Genomic DNA, 18031 nt, shown 5'->3' with positions numbered 1-18031 from the left:
GGATTCTCATGACTATCAGCACACCGCATCCGGCCGAGGCCGCGGACCGCGACGTCCTGTCCGCCGAAGCCGGGGCCGCCCTCCTCCGGCGAGCACCGTGGCACCGAATGGCGGTGTTCGGCGACAGTCTCTCTCTCGGAATCGGCGACCCGACGCCGGGATACCAGGATCTGGGCTGGGCCGAACGCGTAGAGCGCACACTCCGAATGGTTCACCCGGATCTCGAGTTCATCACCACGGCACGCGTGGGCGCGACCACCGCGGAGGCGATGCAGGAGCAGACGGCCCGAATCGAGGAATTCGGCCCGGACCTGTTGCACGTGAACAGCGGCGCGAACGACATCATCCGACGCACGCCCGACTGGAGCCGGATCGAGAGCGATCTACGAGCGATGTACGAGTGGGCGCACGGCACGGGGGCGCAGGTCAGCGTGTTCACCCTCGGGAGAGCGTTCATGATCCCCGCGTTCCCGGACTTCGGCCAGCGCGTGATCCGACTCAACCACATCACGCGGACCCTCGCCGCCGAGTACGGTGCCGTCGTCGCGGAATGCTGGGATCACCCGCTGAACGACCGACCCGATCTGGTCAGCGCGGACGGAATCCACTTCGCGCGCACGGGGCACGCGGTCATCGCAAGCATCCTGATCGACGCGCTCAGCGCGCGGATCCCGGCGGGTCCTGCTTGACGAACTGCGCGCGGGCGGGGATCACGAAGGTCTCGGCGTACCGTCGGCCGGCCTCCACGTTCGCGGCGCTGGGACCGCGGTGATCCGGCTCGTCGACGGCGCCCTCGACGGGTGGCAGCGGGGTCAGCAGCAGCGAGTGCAGCTGCCGGACGAAGAAGTCCGCCAGCGCGTCCACATCGGCGTCGTCGCGGTACTCGCCGCGGCGGATCTCCTTGAGGAAGAAGCGCCGCCCCTCCTTGATCTGTGGGGAATCGCCGTGGACGTAGGGCAGGATGAGCGCCGGATTCAGCGCCAGGATCCGCTGGAGAGCGCGATGTTCCCGCAGGTAGGCGTACGCGAAGGCGAAGCCGGCGGCGAGGCGCTCGTCGTTGTCCTCGATCGGGTCGGCGTAGTCGTGGATCCGGCTGTAGAACTTCTCCAGCTCGCTGGACACCACGGCCTCGACCAGCGCGTCCTTGCCGGTGAAGTGTTGGTAGAGCGTGGCCCGCGCCAGGCGTGCCCGCTTGGCGAGCGCGCCCATCGAGATCCGCGTCAGGCCCGCCTCGTCGACCCAGTCGAGTGCCGCGCGCAGGATCTGCTGCCGGGTGTCGGGTTTCGTCGTCGGGGTCGATGCCACCAGCGGATTCTATCCCCGCCGCGGCCCGGAACAGGGTCAGGAATCGGGTTCGGTGACGAAGTCGACGAGGCGCTCGACCGCGCCGATGAGTGAGGCGTCGAGATCGCGGAACGATGTCACAGCGTTCTGGACGCGGCGCCAGCCGTCCTGCGGGGTACCCCAGCCCAGGCGCGCGCACGTCCCGGTCTTCCAGTCCTCGCCGCCGGGGACGTCCGGCCACGCCGCGATGCCCACCGACGCGGGCTTCACGGCCGCCCAGATGTCGATGAAGGGGTGACCGGTCACCATCACGTACTTCCCGAGGGACTGCGTCATCCGGGATTCCTTCGAGCCCTCCACGAGGTGGTCGGCGAGCACGCCGACCTTCCGGCCGGGACCGGGCTGGAACTCCGCGAGGCGGGCGCCGAGGTGGTCCAGGCCCTCCAGTTGCTCGACGACGACGCCCTCCACCCGCAGGTCGTGGCCCCACACGCGCTCCACCAGCGCGGCGTCGTGGATGCCCTCCACCCAGATCCGGCTCGGCAGCGCGACACGGGCCTTCACGCCCTCCACCCGGGTCGAACCCGACGCACTGCGCTGCGGCGCCGACGGCGCCTTCGGCCGCGGCTTCACCAGGGTGACCGGCTCGCCGTCGATGAGGAAGGCGGCCTTGCGCATCGCGAAGACCCGGACGACGCCGCGACCGTCCTCGAGCTTGACGAAGTCGCCGTCGTAGCTCTTGTCGAACCCCACGACGGCACCGCAGAAGCCGGTGGCCGCGTCCTCGACGACGAGGTCGCGATCCGCCGGCACCTCGGGGATCACGCGCGCCTTCTTGCTCGCATGCCCCGCGTAGATGTCTCCGTACCTGTCCGCCACGGCGGAGAATTCTACGGCGCGGGATCCACGTAGTGCTGGAACCCGTAGCGCGTGTGCGGGCCGATCGCGCCGAACTCGAACAGGCCCTCTCCCTCCTCGGTACGCCCGTCGGGGTGCCGGACGGTGCAGGCCGCCAGGTACTCGACGGGGACCAACATCGTGAGGTTGACGTCCAATTCGGACACCCGGAACCGGCGGCCCTCAATCTTCTCCTCGCCCTGCCACATGCCGTGCCGCCAGTCCTGGTCGAGCCCGTAGCCGGTGCCGAAGCCGAAGTGGTTCGCGGTGAGGATGCGGAGGTCGACATCGGTCCGGGCACCGTCGGATCCGGTGAACGCGAGCCGGGCGGCCCGGGCCTGCCGGGTCCCCGGGATGAAGTCGACGTCGTGCGCGACGTGCCCGAGCCAGCGGGGCTCGGAACCGTCGTGCGGGATCCAGGTGGCGTCCTCGACGACCGGTCGCCCCCGGATGTCCTCCTGGAGAACCACGCAGATCGTGGCCTCCGAAAGGCGGAGCACGGAGTAGATCCAGAAGAAGTTGCCGGCCTCGGTGACGCGGCGGCCGGGCGGTTCCGCCTCGCCGACGGGCCGCACACCCCAGGACCGGTCGCGGTTACCGCGCCAGGTGCTCGCGTCGAACCGTTCACCGTCGACGGTGAGCTCGCCCGCCCAGGAGCCGACCTGGACGAACCGCTGGGTGTCGAAGGTGACGCGCTCGAGCTGCCGGTGGAAGTGCCGCGGCTCGAGGTGCGCCGGGCCGGTCGCGGTGAAGGTCAGATCGAAGGCGAGGTCGTAGTCGGGTCCGGGCGCGAGGACTACGCGCAGCCGGCGAAGGCCGTCGAGCACCTCGAGGCGCAGTGGCCCGACGACGGTGTCCGACCGGTCCGCGCCGAGCGCTTTCGAGGCGCGGAAGACGACCTGTTCGTCGCCGTGGCGCGCGACCGCGAAGCAGTCGATCACCCCGAGGTTCGGATAGACGCCGAGGCCGAGTACCAGGAAGGGCTCGTCGCTGTTCCCGTTGTGCGCGTTGAAGTAGTAGCGGTCGTAGAAGTTCCGGTCCGAGGTGGCGGGGTGACGGATCACCTCGGCGACCTGGTGGATCGGCAGGTCGTCCGCCGGCGAGAGCGGCGAGCCGCTCCAGGTACGCGGCGGGGAGCCGGGCCACCGCGTCACGGCACGGCCTCCCAGTACGTCCCGTCGAGCATCTTCTCGATGCTCGCGCGGTGCAGGATCATGTCGTCGGGGTCCTCGGGCGCTGCGGACGCCCCGAAGTCGATGGCACGGGTCTGGATCCGGTACATGATCACGCCGTGCACGATCGCGGCGTACGCGGTGTAGAAGTCCATCTCGCGCGGGATGTGCCCGGTGCGTTCGGCGTACCGTCGTTCCACGTCCTGGCGGCGGAGGAAGCCCGGGAGTCCGGGCAGGCCCGCGAGCTCGGCGAGGTCCTGGAAGAAGCGGTGCAGGTAGACGAACCAGCCGAGGTCCAGCTCGCACGGGCCGACGGTGGCCATCTCCCAGTCGAGCACCGCGACGGGTACGTTCCCGCGGTACATGAGGTTGCCGATGCGGGCGTCGCCCCAGTTGAGCACGGCGTCGGCGTGGCCGGGCAGCTGCTCGGCCGCCCAGGCCAGGGCGCGATCGAGGATCGGCGCCCGGCGGTGCCCCTCGGCGGCCCAGTCGTAGAAGGCGCGAAGGCGCCGCAGGTGCGCCGCGAGCGCGGTCTCCCCCGCCTCGGGCACGGGGACCAGGCCGTCGGCGGGCGGCGGCACCGCGTGGATCGTCGCGATCACGTCGACCGAGGCGTCCGCGAGTTGCCGCAGATCGGCGTCGGTGGAGTCGGGCCGCCACGCGCCGAAGGTGTACGGCATCACGTCGGGCGGCACCTCGCCGTCGACGCGGTCCATGACGAGGAAGGGCGCGCCGATGACGGCGGGGTCCTCCTCCACCCACAGGCACGCCGGGGCCGGGACGCCGTGCGCCGCGACGTGCCGCATGACCGCGAACTGGGCGAACAGGTCATAGCTGGGGAATACCGGGTCCGACTCCGGGCGGGGCGCGACGCGGATCACCAGCCGCCGCTCCTCCCCATCCGTCCGGACCGTGGCCAGCAGCGTCTCGCTCGACATGCCGTTGCCCTCGGGCAGGTGCAGATCCGACACCTCCGCCCCCGGCTCGCGCGCGGCGAACCACTCCTGGAGCCGGGCGCGCACCTCGTCCGGGGTGCGTTGCGAGGACGCCGGGCGCGCCTGCTCGGCGAAGGTGTCCGATTCACTCATGCAGGTCAGGGTAGATCCGTGCGACGTTTGCTAGAACATGTTTCATCGAATTCGACCGTCCAGCGTCCTATACGCTCACGCGAAGGGCGGCGTGGACAGGAGCGGAATGGAACCCGAGCACCACGAGATCGTGATCGTCGGCGGCGGATTCAGCGGGATCGGCACCACCATCGCGCTGACCCGTGCCGGCTTCGACGACGTACTGGTCGTCGACGACGCGGACGGCCCCGGCGGTGTATGGCAGTGGAACACGTATCCGGGAGTGGCGGTCGACATCCCGTCGTTCAGCTACCAGTTCTCGTTCGCCCAGGGATCGCAGTGGACGCGCAGCTACGCGCCTGGACACGAGCTCAAGGCCTACGCCGAGCGGTGTGTCGACGAGTACGGGATCGGTGGGAAGTTCCGGTTCCGCACCCGCGTCGCATCCGCGACCTACGCCGACGGCCGCTGGCGCATCGAGACGAGCACCGGACCGCTGACCGCGCGCTGGATGATCCACGCCGGCGGCCCGCTCAGCCAGCCGAAACTCCCCGACATCCCGGGCCTCGACGAGTTCGCCGGCCCGTCGATGCACACCAGCCGATGGGACCACTCGATCGCACTCGACGGCAAGCGGGTGGGCATCATCGGCACCGGCGCCACCGCGGTCCAAGTCATCCCGGAGATCGCGCCGGTCGTGGAGCGGCTCACCGTCTTCCAGCGCACACCCATCTGGTGCCTTCCCAAGTTCGACTTCCCCATCCCCGCGATCGGGCGCCGCGCCCTCGCCGTCGTTCCCGGCGCGAAGGCGCTGTCCCGCCTCGCCAGTCAGGCGTACGTGGAGGCGACCTTCCCCGTCCTCGCCCACTTCCACCGGTTCATCCCCGGGACGAACGCCATCGAGCACGCGGCGCGGCAGTACCTCGCCACCCAGGTCCACGATGCGGCGACCCGCGACCGGCTCACCCCGCGCTACGCGCTCGGCTGCAAGCGGCCCAGCTTCCACAACAGTTACCTCGCGACCTTCAATCGGTCGAACGTCGACCTCGAGACCGGGTCCATCGAGGAGATCACGGCGACGGGCGTCCGCACCGCGGACGGTGTCGAGCACGAACTCGATGTCCTGATCCTCGCGACGGGCTTCAAGGTCACCGACCGTGACGCGCTCCCCACCTACGAACTGATCGGCCCCGAGGGCGAGAACCTCGCCGATCGCTGGGATCGCACGCATCTGCGGTCCTACCAGGGCGTCTCCACCGTGGGCTTCCCCAACTACTTCACCGTCTTCGGCCCGTACGGCTACAACGGCGCGTCGTTCTTCACCCTCGTCGAGAACAGCGCGGCCCACATCGTGCGGGTGCTGCGCGAGGCCCGGCGACGCGACGCCCGCACCGTCGAGGTGACGGCCGCGGCGCAGGACGCGTACATGGAGTCGGTGCTCGCGCGCCGCGGCAACCAGGTCTTCGCCGATCCGACGTGCGCGAACGCGAACAGCTACTACTTCACCAAGAACGGCGACGTGCCCTTCCGCGCCTCCACCACGCTGGAGGCCACCTGGTCGAGCCGCCGATTCCCGCTCAGCGACTACGTCTTCGCGCCCTGACCCGACGCGGTTCGCCACCGGCCCGCAGCGGGCCTACCCTTGATCCCCATGAGCTCCCCCGTCGCCACTCTCGCCCGCCGCGCCACCGCGGGGCCCGCCCAGGGCTTCGCCGTGTGGTCGGCGGCGTGGCTCGCGGGATCGGCGGGCACGGACGAGCTGCTGGCCGCGCTCGGCGAATGGGCGCCGGTCCAATCCGTCGTCGACGGCGATCTCCCCGACCTGCTCGCGGAGATCCGGGCCCTGGCGCCGCACACCGTCCGGCTGCTGCTGCCCGCGCCCGGGGACGCGCGAGGGCTGCCCGCCGGAACCGATCTCGAACAGGCCGCGATGGCCCGCGGCGAGGTCGTGCTGTTCGACGGTGCGGCGTCGACCATCGCCCTGGTGCCGACGCCCGAGGCCGGCGACGTGATGCGCTGGCAGGCCTTCCTGCACGAGCCGGCACTGGTCGATCCCGACCCGGTGTCGCTCGGCGCGGCGGAACACGCGCTGCGCGACGCGGTCCGCGACGCGCCGTCCGCGCTGGCCAGCCTGCCGCCCGCGCCGGACGCGACCGACGATCCCCGCCGGCTCGTCATGGAACTGACCCGGTACCTGGGCGCGCATCGGCTGCCGCTCAACGCCTCCGAACGCGCCCACCGCGTGCTCGACAGCGCAGGGATGGTGGAGGCCATCCTGCTGGTCGCGGGCGCCGAGAATCCGTACGCCGGCCTGACCCTCGCCTCCGCGCAGGGCGGCGACGCCGCCTACCGCGACCTGTGGCGCACCGTCCGCGCCGCGCGCGTGGCGGCCGTCAACGCCGTCTGCCGCGACGAACTCCGCGGCTGATCGACACCCTCAGGTGCGGGCCGGGCGCCGGACCGCGGGGCAACAGCCCTCGACGCACGCGGCACCGTCGACGCTGACGCCGAGCCCGGTCGAGCGACCGGCGTCGGCCTCGTCGACGAGGTCGGCGACCATCTCCGCGAACCGGGGGTCGCCGATCGGGGTGGCGGCACGCGCGAAGGGCATGCCCAGCTCCCCCGCCAGCTCCTTGGCCTCGGTGTCGAGGTCCCAGATGACTTCGAGGTGATCCGAGACGAAGCCGATCGGCACGACGGCGACGCCGGGGATCCGCTGATCCCACAGCGACTGGATGTGGTCGCAGATGTCGGGCTCGAGCCACGGCACCTGCGGCGGCCCGGAGCGGGACTGCCAGACGACGTCGAAGTCGGTGCCCAGGCGGGCGGCGACGTTCGCAGCAGCGTCCTGGACCTGCCGGGAGTACAGGCGCTCCACGCCGGGCGGGCCCGCGGCGACGTCGGCGGCGTCCGGGATCGAGTGCGCCGTGAAGACGAGCCGGGAACCCGCCGGCACCGTCGCCACCGCGGCCTCGGCGGCGTCGGCGAAGCACTCCAGGAACAACTCGTGATCGGAGAACTGCGGCAGTTTCGTCAGCCGCGGCGCGCCGGGGCCGACGGCGGTGAGGGCGCGGGCGATGTCCTCGTCGTACTGGCGGCAGCCGGAGAAGCCGCCCCACGCGGAGGTCGCGAAGACCAGCGCGTCGCGCACGCCGTCGGCCTTCATCCGCTGGACCGTGTCCTCGACCATCGGATGCCAGTTCCGGTTACCGAAGTACACCGGCAGTTCCCGGCCCCGCCGACCGAACTCGGCCTCGACGTCCGCGATCAGCGCCCGGTTCTGCGCGTTGATCGGCGAGACCCCGCCGAACCGCAGGTAGTGCTGTTCGACGGCGTCCAGCCGCTCGGGCGGTACGCCCCGACCACGCACGACGTTCTCCAGGAACGGCCGGACGTGGTCGGGGTGCTCGGGCCCTCCGAAGGAGAGCACGAGGAGCGCGTCGTGGGTCACGACTGCGCGTTGATCATTTCCTCGGGGAACCACGTGTTGTGGCTGGCGCCGCCGTCGACGTAGACGATGGAGCCGGTGGTGCCGGGCAGCCAGTCGGAGAGCAGCGCGCAGATGCTCTTGCCCACGACCTCGGGGTCGTCGACGTTCCAACCGATGGGCGACGCGCCGTCCCAGTACTGGTTGAGCATGTTCAGCTTCTTGGCGTCGTCGGTCGCCGTGCCCGAGATCGCCTTGGCGGCCAGGGTCTTGATCGGGCCCGCGGCCACGAGGTTGCTGCGGATCTTCTTGGCGTAGCCGACCTCACGGGCGACGTAGCGGTTGACCGACTCGAGTGCGGCCTTCTGGACGCCCATCCAGTTGTAGTCGGGCATCGCGGTGCGGGGGTCGAAGTCCATACCCACGATCGAGCCGCCCTCGTTCATGACGGGGAGCACGGCGCGCGCGAGCGAGGCGTAGCTCCACGCGGAGATCTCGAAGGACTTCGCGACGTCGGGGCCGGGGCCCTCGAGGAAGGGCACCGCGTCCGGCCCCATGAGGGTGCGCGGCGCGAAGGCGATCGAGTGGAGTACGCCGTCGACGCCCTCGGGCGCGAGCTCGCGGACCTTGTCCGCCAAGGTGCCGAGGTACTCCTCGTCGGTGATGTCGAGCGGGATCGCCGGCGGCACCTCCTGCGGCAGGCGCTTGGCGATGCGGTCGATCAGGCGGAGCCGCTCCGGGATGCCGGTGATGATCACCTTGGCGCCCTGCTCCTGGGCCACCTTGGCGGCCGAGAAGGCGATGGAGGCATCGGTGATGATGCCGGTGATGAGGATGGTCTTGCCTTCGAGCAGTCCGGTCACGGACGTGCCTCCTTCAGTTTTCGGTGCTGCGGGCTGGTTCGACGGTGCGCTGGGCCTAGTGGCCCATGCCCAGGCCACCGTCGACGTTGATGACGTTGCCGGTGACGTACGAGGAATCGTCCGAGGCGAGGAACGAGACCACGGCGGCGACGTCCTCCGGCTGGCCCATCCGCTTGGCGGGGATGGCCTGCTTGACGGCGGTCTCGACGTACTCCTTGGGGAGCTCGGCCGTCATGTCGGTGTCGATGAGCCCAGGCGCGATCACGTTGGCGGTGATGTTGCGCGCGCCGACCTCACGGGTGACCGAGCGGGCGAGGCCGATCACGCCGGCCTTCGACGAGGCGTAGTTCGCCTGACCCGGCGTGCCCATGAGGCCGACGACCGAGCCCAGGTAGATGAAGCGGCCCCAGCGGTTCTTGAGCATGTCGCGCGTGGCGGCCTTGGTCACGCGGAAGGCGCCGGTGAGATTGGCGTTGATGACCTTCTCGAAGCTCTCGACGCTCATGCGCATGAGCAGGGTGTCCTCGGTGACGCCCGCATTGGCGACCACCACCTCGACGGGCCCCTGGTGCTCGGCGACCGTCTTGAACGCGGCCTCGACCGAGTCGTTGTCGGTGACATCGCACTGCACGCCGAACAGGCCCTCGGGGGCGCCGGAACCACGGTGCGTCACCGCGACCTTGTGGCCGTCGGCGGCGAGGCGCTGCGCGATCGCGAGGCCGATACCGCGGTTGCCGCCCGTGACGAGGACGGACCGGGGCGTGAATTCAGAAGTCGACATGGGTGCCAACTTATCAATCGCGCTCGCGAGCCGGGAAATCTCCGGCCTCGCGCGTCGTCGGGCGGAGGATGCCGGTCACGGCAGGCGCCGGTTGAAGAGCACCGCGCCCGCGGCGCCGAGCACCAGCAAGCCCGTCCCCCACAGCACCCAGATCCGCGAATTGTCGCCCTTCTGCATCTCCCAGCCGATCTCATCGCGCAGGGTGCCGTAGGCCTCGTTGAGGTCGCTGAGCGAGGACGCCGAGAAGAACTGGCCGTCGGAGAGCTCCGCGATCTTCTTCAGTGATGCGTCGTCGACGGGGACGGGAATGTTCTGCCCGTCGATGTCGACGGTGCCGCTCACGGTGCCGAAGGAGATGGTGGAGATGGGGATGCCCTCCTCCTTCGCCTTGCGTGCGGCGGTGAATCCGCCGCGCGGGTCGTCGAGGTCGATGGGCACCGTCTGCTTGCCGTCGGATTCGAGGATGATCCGCGCGGGCGGCGCGTTGTCCTTGCCGCCCAGGACGTCCCGGATGTTCTTGATCGACTGGATCGCGGCGTAGATGCCCTCGCCGGTGGCGGTGCGGTTCGCCGTCTCGAGGTGATCGATCGCGTTGGTGGCGAGCGATCGGTCCGGCGTCGGCGAGACCAGCAGCTGAGCGGTGCCGGCGTACGAGACGATGCCCAGGTTCATACCTTGCGGGAGTTCCCCGACGAACTTCTTGGCGGCCTCCTTCGCGGCGTCCAGCCGGTTGGGGCTGACGTCGGTGGACTCCATCGAGCGCGAGACGTCGACGACGAGCACGACCGTCGCCCTGCTGCGCGGCACCTTGCGCATGGCCTGCGGCCCCGAGAGGGCGACCATGAGCAGAACGAGCCCGATGCTGAGCAGCGCGATGGGGACGTGCCTCCACCGGTTCGGTCCCGGTGGCGCGACGGAGTCGAGCACCGACATGTTGGCGAACTTCAGCGCCCGCTTGCTGCGCCGCCGCTCGTTGTACGCGTACCCCGCCAGGATGGCGAGCACCAGGAGGATGCCGAGCAACCAGATCGGGGTGGCGAGCGAGGTCAGTCCGCCCATGTCAGGAAGCACCAGCCAATCCACGTCGACGCGCGGCGACGAACCGCACGATGTCGGCGAGCCAGTCGCGGTCGGTACGCAGTTCGAGGACCGGCGCACCCACGCCGCGCAGCGTCCGGGCCACCTGCTTGCGGTGCTCCTGCGCCGCGGCGGCGAACCGTTGCTGCAGCTCGGGGGTCACGGTCAGTTCGCGCACGGCGCCGGACTCCGCGTCACGCAGTGCGATCTCGCCGACCGCCGGGAGCTCGACGTCGCGCGGGTCGAGGACCTCGACGGCGAGCACCTCGTGCCGCGCGGCGATGCCGCGGAGCTCGCGCACGTAGTCCACGTCGCCGAGGAAGTCGCTGATCACGACGACGAGGCCGCGCGGCTGCTCCGGTCGGCGCAGGGCGTCGAGCGCGACCCGCAGATCGCCGCGCGTCCCCTCGACCGCCCGCGGCGCCGTGGCGATCGCCTTGAGCACCTTCTGGCGTTGGGCGCGCCCGGACGTGGGCTGCACGCGCACCAGCTGCGCGCCGTTGGTGACGAGGCAGCCGACGCGGTTCGCGGCGCCGCTCACCAGGTGCACCACGGCCGCGGACGCGGCCACGGCGAGGTCGCGTTTCGTGCCGCCCGTGGAACCGAAGTCCATCGACGCGGACAGGTCGACTACGATCCAGGTCTGCAGCTCGCGGTCGGCGATCATCTGCCGCACGTGCGGGTGCGTCGTGCGCGCGGTGACCGACCAGTCCATGAGGCGCACGTCGTCGCCGGGCGTGTACGGGCGGGACTCGCCGGGCTCCGAACCGGGACCCGGGAGCAGACCCTGGTGATCGCCCTTGAGCACACCGTCGAGCCGACGGCGCACGAGCAGCTCGAGCATCTTCAGCGACGCCTGCATGCGCGTCTCGTCCACCTCGCCGCCGGCGAAGCTCGGGAGCGGGCTGCGCCGGGGCCCGGGTTCGGTCGGCGCACCGGGAGGTGTAGCCGGCATCGTCAGCCCTGGGGCTGCTGCGCGGGCGTGTACTGCTGCGGGGCGGGCGCCGGCGGCTGCGGGACGGGCTGCCCGACGACCTGCGGCAGCGCGACGGTCTGCAGCACACGGTTGATCGCCTGATCGGCGGTGACCTCATCGGCGAGGGCGTCGTAGCTCATGACCAGGCGGTGGCGCAGCACGTCGGGGATGATCTCGACGACGTCCTGCGGGACCACGTAATCGCGGCCGCGCAGCAGCGCCAGGGCGCGGGCGGCGGCGACGATGCCGAGCGTCGCACGGGGCGAGGCGCCGTACGTGATCCACGAGGCCACGTCGTCGAGCCCGAACTCGCGGGGCGTGCGGGTCGCGGCGATGACGCGGACCACGTAATCGACCAGCGCATGGTGCACGAAGACCTCACTCGCGGCGCGCTGCAGTCGCTGCACGGTGGCCGGGTCGAGGACCTGCGAGGGCACGGGAGGGACGGTGCCCATGCGGTAGACGATCTCCCGCTCCTCCTCGATGGAGGGGTAGCCGACGACGACCTTGAACAGGAAGCGGTCGCGCTGGGCCTCGGGCAGCGGGTAGACGCCCTCGTTCTCGATGGGGTTCTGCGTCGCGAGCACGAGGAACGGATCGGGCATCGGGTAGGTCTGGCCGCCGATGGAGACCTTGCGCTCGGCCATGACCTCGAGCAGCGCGGACTGCACCTTGGCGGGCGCGCGGTTGATCTCGTCGGCGAGCAGGAAGTTCGCCGAGACCGGGCCGATCTCGGTGTCGAACTGCTCCTTGCCCTGTCGGTAGATGCGGGTACCGACGAGGTCGGAGGGCACCAGGTCGGGGGTGAACTGGATACGGGAGAAGGAGCCCCCGACCACGGTGGCGAAGGTCTCGACCGCGAGCGTCTTGGCGACGCCGGGAACGCCCTCGAGGAGCACGTGCCCCTTGGCGAGCATGCCCACCAGGATCCGCTCGACGAGCTGATCCTGGCCGACGATCACGCGCTTGACCTCGTAGACCGCCCGCTCCAGCAGCTTGACCTCGTCGCTCGAGGCGATGCCCTGCCCCTGTGAGTGCGTCACGCAAGTCCCTTCGTCGTTCCCCCGGCCCGTGCGGGCCCGTCCGATCCGGACCGAGCCGGCCCGTTCCCCCGAGCGTACTGAATCGCCCGGGGTCAGCTGTTGATCACGCGGACGCCCTGCGAGAGGAACGTCGAGGCGTCGAACGGGGCGAGGCGCACCGCACCGCCGGACTGGGGCGACTCGAGGATCTGGTTGTTGCCGAGGTACATCGCGACGTGCTGGGTGCCGCCGGGCCCGCGGAAGACCATGTCGCCGCGCTTGAGCTGGCTGATCGGCACCTTGTTGCCGGTCGTGTACTGGTAGCCCGAGTACTTGGGCAGCGCGATGCCGACGGCGGCGTACATGTACGCCATCAGTCCCGAGCAGTCGAAGCCGACGCGGTTGTAGTCGCCGAAGCTGTCGGCGACGCCGCCGTCGCGGACACCCTTCGTCGCGCCCCAGGCGTTGCCGCCACCCCACGCGTACTGCACGCCGATGACCGACATGCCGCGCTGGATGACCGTCTCGATCATCTGGGCGCCGCTCATGCTCGACACGCCGGGGACGGCCTGCGAGGCGGGCGCGGTGGGCTGCTGGCCCGCCGGCGCGGCCTGGCCGGTGAGCGCGCCGAACGGGTTGCTGAACAGCGAGGACGCCTGGCCGACGATGCCCTGGGCGAAGGTCCGCGCCGCCGCGAGCGGATCGGCGCTGTCGGCCGTGCCAGCCTGCGCGGCCGGCGCGGCTGCCTGGCCGGCCGGGGCGGCGGGAGCAGCCGGGGCGGCGATCTGCTGGGTCTGCTGCTCGTCGACGACGTACTGGGCGTAGATCTTCTGCTGGGCGGCGCGGTCCTCGGCGCGCTTCGCCTGGTCGAGGGCGCGCTGCGCAAGCTCGCGCTGCGCGCTGAGCGTGGTCTGCTCCTGCTGCTGCGTGGTGAGCGCGGCGACGGTCTGCGTGATGGAGTCCTCGGCGGTCGTCTTGCGCTCGGCCGCGGCGGCGGTCGCCGCGTCGGCCTGCACCTTGGCCGCGCGGGCGGCGGTGCGGGAGGCCTCGGCGCGCGTCTTGGCCGCCTTGAGGTCGCCGAGCGCCGACTTCTGCTTGTCGGCGACGATGCGGAGCGTCGTGGCCCGGTCGACGGCCACGGCGGGGTCGTCGCCCCCGAGGGTGTCGACGAGCCCGCCGGCGCTGGTGCCCTGCGCGTACGCGGCACGGACGACCTGGTCGAAGGAATCCTGCGCGGTCTTGATCTTGGCGTCGGACTCCTTGACGGCGGCCTCGGAGACGGTGATCGCGCCCGAGGCCGCGGTGGCGGCGTCGCGCGCCGACTGCAGGTCCACGACCGCGCGGTTCACGGACTGGCGCTTCGTGGCGACATCGCCGCGCAGATCCGCGATGCGCTGGTCGGCCTGGGCGATGCGGTCGACGAGCGCGGCGACGACATTGGCGGGGTTCGCGTCGGGGCCGTTGGGCTCGGCGAAGACCGATCCCGCGCTCGCGACGGAGCCCGCCACCAGCGAGCCGGTGGCGACTGCCGCGAGCAACGACCGCGCAGCGAGTTTCGTGGCGGGGTGTGCCGTACGCCTCAAGGTGTCTCCCTCAACTCAAGACTCGTTCAGACCCGATGAGTGCGCATGGGCAACACGCACAACATTGGCTTCAGACGTACCGTACGGCACTTCCACAACAATGGAAAACAGGAATCACAAATTACACAGTTGTGAGACGCCGTGCAGGCATGCGGACCTGCATGGATGCCGGTGCGTCGAATTACTCGAGAAACGGACAGCGGCAGTGAATTACACAGCTGGAATTTCGAATGAATGTGCGCTATTCGTTCGATCGAACAGCGGAGCCGCCATTCTCTTCGGGCGCGGACGCCGGCGCGCCGTCCGGCTCCGCGCCGACCGCTGCGGCGACACCCGCCGACTCCGCGGCCGCCTTCCGGGCGGCGTCCACCGCTCGGCTGCGCCGGCGGGTCACGACACGCGCCCAGCCCGCGAGAGCGGCGACGACGAGCACCAGCCCGACCGTGAAGCCCGTCCACGGGAAGGTCGCGTCGTGCGCCACAGTGGCGAAGTCCTGCGCGGCCTTGGGCGGATTGTTGAGCGCGAGGCGGCCCGTGTAGCCGTCCTGCCCCTTCTCGATCTGATAACGCGAGAGCTGCGTCGAGTAGCCCGCGACTTGACCGGGCGACATCACGAGGATCGTCACCGGATGGTCGTCGCCGGCCCCCATCTGCTTACCGAGCTCGGTACCGAGGTCGCGCAGCGAGGTGTCCGGGTTGTAGTCGTGCGCGAGAACGACCACCTGGAAGTTCTCGATCCCCTGCGCCCGCGCGTCCTTGACCACCTGTACGAGCTGCGGCACGGAGTCGGCATGATCGGGGTTGAGCACGGCGACGCCGTCCGTCGCGAGGTCCGCCTGGAGCGTGGACAGATCCACGTCGGTCGGCACTTCGGTGAGAATCGGCAGCGGACCCATGGGCCTCACAGTACGACACGCCCACAGGGCCGCCCGGAACGAGGCACAATGAGCTGCGTCCGCTGAGAACCAGCCCCACGGACTCTCACAGGACAAGCGTACTGTATTATGGACTTCAGGCACCGACACAGCCCGTCGGTGCACACCACAAAACGTTGAGTGGAGCTGACGTGAGCAAGAGCATCGATTCCTTCTCGTCGCGCGGCACGCTCGAGGTGGGCGATCAGTCGTACGAGATCTTCCGCCTCAGCGCCGTGCCCGGCACCGAGAAGCTGCCCTACGCCTTGAAGGTCCTCGCAGAGAACCTGCTGCGGACCGAGGACGGCGCGAACATCACCACCGATCACATCAACGCCCTGGCGAACTGGGATCCCTCGGCCGAGCCGAGCGTCGAGATCCAGTTCACGCCGGCGCGCGTGATCATGCAGGACTTCACGGGTGTGCCCTGCATCGTCGACCTCGCCACCATGCGCGAGGCCGTCACGGCCCTGGGCGGCGACCCCAACAAGGTCAACCCGCTCTCCCCCGCCGACATGGTCATCGACCACTCGGTGATCCTCGACGTCTTCGGCACCGCCGACGCGCTCGAGCGCAACGTCGACCTGGAGTACCAGCGCAACGGCGAGCGTTACCAGTTCCTGCGCTGGGGCCAGGGCGCCTTCGACGACTTCAAGGTCGTCCCCCCGGGCATGGGCATCGTCCACCAGGTCAACATCGAGTACCTGGCGCCGGTCGTCATGACCCGCAACGGCCAGGCCTACCCCGACACCTGCGTCGGCACCGACTCGCACACCACGATGGAGAACGGCCTGGGCGTCCTGGGCTGGGGCGTCGGCGGCATCGAGGCCGAGGCGGCCATGCTCGGCCAGCCGGTCTCCATGCTCATCCCCCGCGTCGTCGGCTTCAAGCTCACCGGTGAGATCCAGCCGGGCGTCACCGCGACCGACGTCGTGCTCACCGTGACCGACATGCTGCGTCAGCACGGCGTGGTCGGCAAGTTCGTCGAGTTCTACGGCAAGGGCGTCGCCGAGGTGCCGCTCGCCAACCGTGCGACCCTGGGCAACATGAGCCCCGAGTTCGGCTCCACCGCGGCGATCTTCCCGATCGACGGCGAGACCATCAACTACCTGCGCCTCACCGGCCGCACCGACCAGCAGCTCGCGCTGGTCGAGGCGTACGCCAAGGAGCAGGGCATGTGGCACGACCCGGAGCACGAGCCCGCGTACTCCGAGTACCTCGAGCTGGACCTCGGCACCGTCGTGCCGTCGATCGCCGGCCCGAAGCGCCCGCAGGACCGCATCCTCCTCTCGGAGTCGAAGGTCGCCTTCCGCAAGGACATCCACAACTACGTCGAGGAGCAGCACCCCGCTGCCCACACCCAGCTGGACGAGGCCGTCGAGGAGTCCTTCCCCGCGTCCGACCCCGCCGCCCTGTCCTTCGCGGACGACGGTGCCGTCAACGTGCAGTCGGCCGCCAACGGCGCCGAGGGCCGTCCGTCCAAGCCCGTCCGGGTGAAGGGCGAGCGCGGCGAGTTCATCCTCGACCACGGCGCCGTCGCGGTCGCGGGTATCACGTCCTGCACCAACACCTCGAACCCGTCGGTCATGCTCGGCGCCGCGCTGCTCGCCCGCAACGCCGTCGAGAAGGGCCTGACCACCAAGCCCTGGGTCAAGACCAACATGGCCCCCGGCTCGCAGGTCGTCACCGACTATTACGAGAAGGCCGGCCTGTGGCCGTACCTCGAGAAGCTCGGCTACTACCTGGGCGGCTACGGCTGCACCACGTGCATCGGCAACACCGGCCCGCTGCCCGACGAGATCAGCAAGGCCGTCAACGACAACGACCTCACCGTCACCGCCGTGCTGTCGGGCAACCGCAACTTCGAGGGACGCATCTCCCCCGACGTCAAGATGAACTACCTGGCCTCGCCGCCGCTGGTCATCGCCTACGGCCTCGCGGGCACGATGGACTTCGACTTCGAGACCGACTCGCTGGGCAAGGACCACGACGGCAACGACGTCTTCCTCAAGGACATCTGGCCGTCGGCGCAGGAGATCGACGACACGATCAAGAACGCCATCAACCAGGACATGTTCCGCAAGTCCTACTCGACGGTCTTCGCGGGCGATCACCGCTGGCAGAACCTCGCCACCCCCGAGGGCGACACCTTCCAGTGGGACGAGGACTCGACGTACGTCCGCAAGGCACCGTACTTCGACGGCATGACGATGGAGCCGGAGCCCGTCTCCGACATCTCCGGAGCCCGCGTCATGGCGCTCCTCGGCGATTCGGTCACCACCGACCACATCAGCCCCGCCGGCCCGATCAAGCCCGGCACCCCCGCGGCCCAGTACCTGGACTCGCACGGTGTGGCGCGCAAGGACTACAACTCGCTGGGTAGCCGTCGTGGCAACCACGAGGTGATGATCCGCGGCACGTTCGCCAACATCCGCCTGCAGAACCGCGTTCTCGACACCATCGGTCTCGAGGGCACGCAGGGCGGCTACACCCGCGACTTCACGCAGGAGGGCGGCCCGCAGTCGTTCATCTACGACGCGTGCATGAACTACCAGAAGGCCGGCACGCCGCTGGTCGTCCTGGGCGGCAAGGAGTACGGCTCCGGCAGCTCGCGCGACTGGGCGGCCAAGGGCACCAGCCTCCTGGGCGTCAAGGCCGTCATCGTCGAGTCGTTCGAGCGCATCCACCGCTCGAACCTGATCGGCATGGGCGTGGTCCCGCTGCAGTTCCCGAAGGGCGAGTCGTGGAAGTCCCTGGGCCTCGACGGCACCGAGACCTTCGACATCGCGGGCATCACGGAGCTCAACAACGGCGTGACCCCGAAGACGGTGCACGTGACCGCCACGAAGGAGGACGGCACGAAGGTGGAGTTCGACGCGGACGTCCGCATCGACACCCCCGGTGAGGCCGACTACTACCGCAACGGCGGCATCCTGCAGTACGTGCTGCGGAACATGGTCAAGAGCTAG

The 18031-nt window shown here is 70.1% G+C and carries 16 protein-coding genes; 4 read left to right on the top strand and 12 right to left on the bottom strand.

The features are described from left to right. The first annotated feature begins 8 nt into the window (after nucleotides 1-8). On the top strand, nucleotides 9-689 hold the full coding sequence (locus tag FK530_RS14005) for an SGNH/GDSL hydrolase family protein (protein WP_146487655.1): 681 nt from the start codon (nucleotides 9-11) through the stop codon (nucleotides 687-689). On the opposite strand, the gene FK530_RS14000 is transcribed toward FK530_RS14005, so the two are convergent. From FK530_RS14000 to FK530_RS13985, 4 genes are read right to left on the bottom strand one after another with little or no spacing between them, the layout of a single operon-like run. Beyond that, complete coding sequence (locus tag FK530_RS14000; protein WP_158645101.1) at nucleotides 658-1305, bottom strand: TetR/AcrR family transcriptional regulator; 648 nt, start codon at nucleotides 1303-1305, stop codon at nucleotides 658-660. The two genes, FK530_RS14005 and FK530_RS14000, sit on opposite strands and share 32 nt — an antisense overlap. A 36-nt stretch (nucleotides 1306-1341) precedes the next feature. After that, the gene (locus FK530_RS13995; RefSeq protein WP_146487653.1) at nucleotides 1342-2163 is read right to left on the bottom strand and encodes a DUF3097 domain-containing protein; all 822 of its coding nucleotides are present in this window, start codon (nucleotides 2161-2163) and stop codon (nucleotides 1342-1344) included. Nucleotides 2164-2174: 11 nt separating this feature from the next. Then, the gene (locus FK530_RS13990; RefSeq protein WP_146487652.1) at nucleotides 2175-3335 is read right to left on the bottom strand and encodes an Rv3169 family protein; all 1161 of its coding nucleotides are present in this window, start codon (nucleotides 3333-3335) and stop codon (nucleotides 2175-2177) included. Continuing rightward, nucleotides 3332-4441 (bottom strand): phosphotransferase family protein, encoded by a 1110-nt coding sequence (locus FK530_RS13985; RefSeq protein WP_146487651.1) that lies wholly within the window; start codon nucleotides 4439-4441, stop codon nucleotides 3332-3334. The genes FK530_RS13990 and FK530_RS13985 overlap by 4 nt, the downstream gene beginning before the upstream one ends. 106 nt (nucleotides 4442-4547) lie before the next feature. Here FK530_RS13985 and FK530_RS13980 point away from each other — a divergent pair, with 106 nt between their 5' ends. After that, on the top strand, nucleotides 4548-6023 hold the full coding sequence (locus FK530_RS13980) for a flavin-containing monooxygenase (RefSeq protein WP_146487650.1): 1476 nt from the start codon (nucleotides 4548-4550) through the stop codon (nucleotides 6021-6023). 48 nt (nucleotides 6024-6071) lie between these two features. Further along, a complete protein-coding gene (locus FK530_RS13975; protein ID WP_146487649.1) occupies nucleotides 6072-6848 on the top strand; it encodes an Rv1486c family protein in 777 nt (258 codons plus the stop codon). Nucleotides 6849-6857: 9 nt separating this feature from the next. On the opposite strand, the gene FK530_RS13970 is transcribed toward FK530_RS13975, so the two are convergent. From FK530_RS13970 to FK530_RS13935, 8 genes are all read right to left on the bottom strand, one after another. Then, the gene (locus tag FK530_RS13970) at nucleotides 6858-7871 is read right to left on the bottom strand and encodes a ferrochelatase (protein WP_146487648.1); all 1014 of its coding nucleotides are present in this window, start codon (nucleotides 7869-7871) and stop codon (nucleotides 6858-6860) included. Next, nucleotides 7868-8710 carry an NADH-dependent enoyl-ACP reductase InhA gene (gene inhA, locus FK530_RS13965; protein ID WP_146487647.1) on the bottom strand — a complete coding sequence of 281 codons (843 nt, stop codon included), beginning with the start codon at nucleotides 8708-8710 and terminating at the stop codon, nucleotides 7868-7870. The genes FK530_RS13970 and inhA overlap by 4 nt, the downstream gene beginning before the upstream one ends. A 55-nt stretch (nucleotides 8711-8765) precedes the next feature. Then, on the bottom strand, nucleotides 8766-9491 hold the full coding sequence (gene fabG1, locus FK530_RS13960; RefSeq protein WP_146487646.1) for a 3-oxoacyl-ACP reductase FabG1: 726 nt from the start codon (nucleotides 9489-9491) through the stop codon (nucleotides 8766-8768). A gap of 75 nt (nucleotides 9492-9566) precedes the next feature. Continuing rightward, the gene (locus FK530_RS13955) at nucleotides 9567-10550 is read right to left on the bottom strand and encodes a VWA domain-containing protein (protein WP_146487821.1); all 984 of its coding nucleotides are present in this window, start codon (nucleotides 10548-10550) and stop codon (nucleotides 9567-9569) included. A 1-nt stretch (nucleotide 10551) separates the two neighbouring features. Continuing rightward, nucleotides 10552-11523: a DUF58 domain-containing protein gene (locus tag FK530_RS13950; protein ID WP_146487645.1), complete on the bottom strand. Its 972-nt coding sequence runs from the start codon at nucleotides 11521-11523 to the stop codon at nucleotides 10552-10554. Between the two features lie 2 nt (nucleotides 11524-11525). Then, nucleotides 11526-12587, bottom strand: coding sequence for an AAA family ATPase (locus tag FK530_RS13945; protein WP_146487644.1), 1062 nt, complete (start codon nucleotides 12585-12587; stop codon nucleotides 11526-11528). 92 nt (nucleotides 12588-12679) lie between these two features. Further along, nucleotides 12680-14149, bottom strand: coding sequence for a C40 family peptidase (locus FK530_RS13940; RefSeq protein ID WP_146487643.1), 1470 nt, complete (start codon nucleotides 14147-14149; stop codon nucleotides 12680-12682). Between the two features lie 241 nt (nucleotides 14150-14390). After that, nucleotides 14391-15044: an Rv1476 family membrane protein gene (locus FK530_RS13935; protein WP_146487642.1), complete on the bottom strand. Its 654-nt coding sequence runs from the start codon at nucleotides 15042-15044 to the stop codon at nucleotides 14391-14393. Between the two features lie 170 nt (nucleotides 15045-15214). Between FK530_RS13935 and acnA the strand changes: the two genes are divergently transcribed. After that, the gene (gene acnA, locus FK530_RS13930) at nucleotides 15215-18031 is read left to right on the top strand and encodes an aconitate hydratase AcnA (protein ID WP_146487641.1); all 2817 of its coding nucleotides are present in this window, start codon (nucleotides 15215-15217) and stop codon (nucleotides 18029-18031) included.

The sequence above is a fragment of the Tsukamurella conjunctivitidis genome (genome assembly GCF_007858475.1).
In the GTDB taxonomy this organism is placed as follows: domain Bacteria; phylum Actinomycetota; class Actinomycetes; order Mycobacteriales; family Mycobacteriaceae; genus Tsukamurella; species Tsukamurella conjunctivitidis.
Note: the sequence above shows the minus strand (reverse complement) of the source record. Positions and strands in the feature narration are given on the sequence as shown.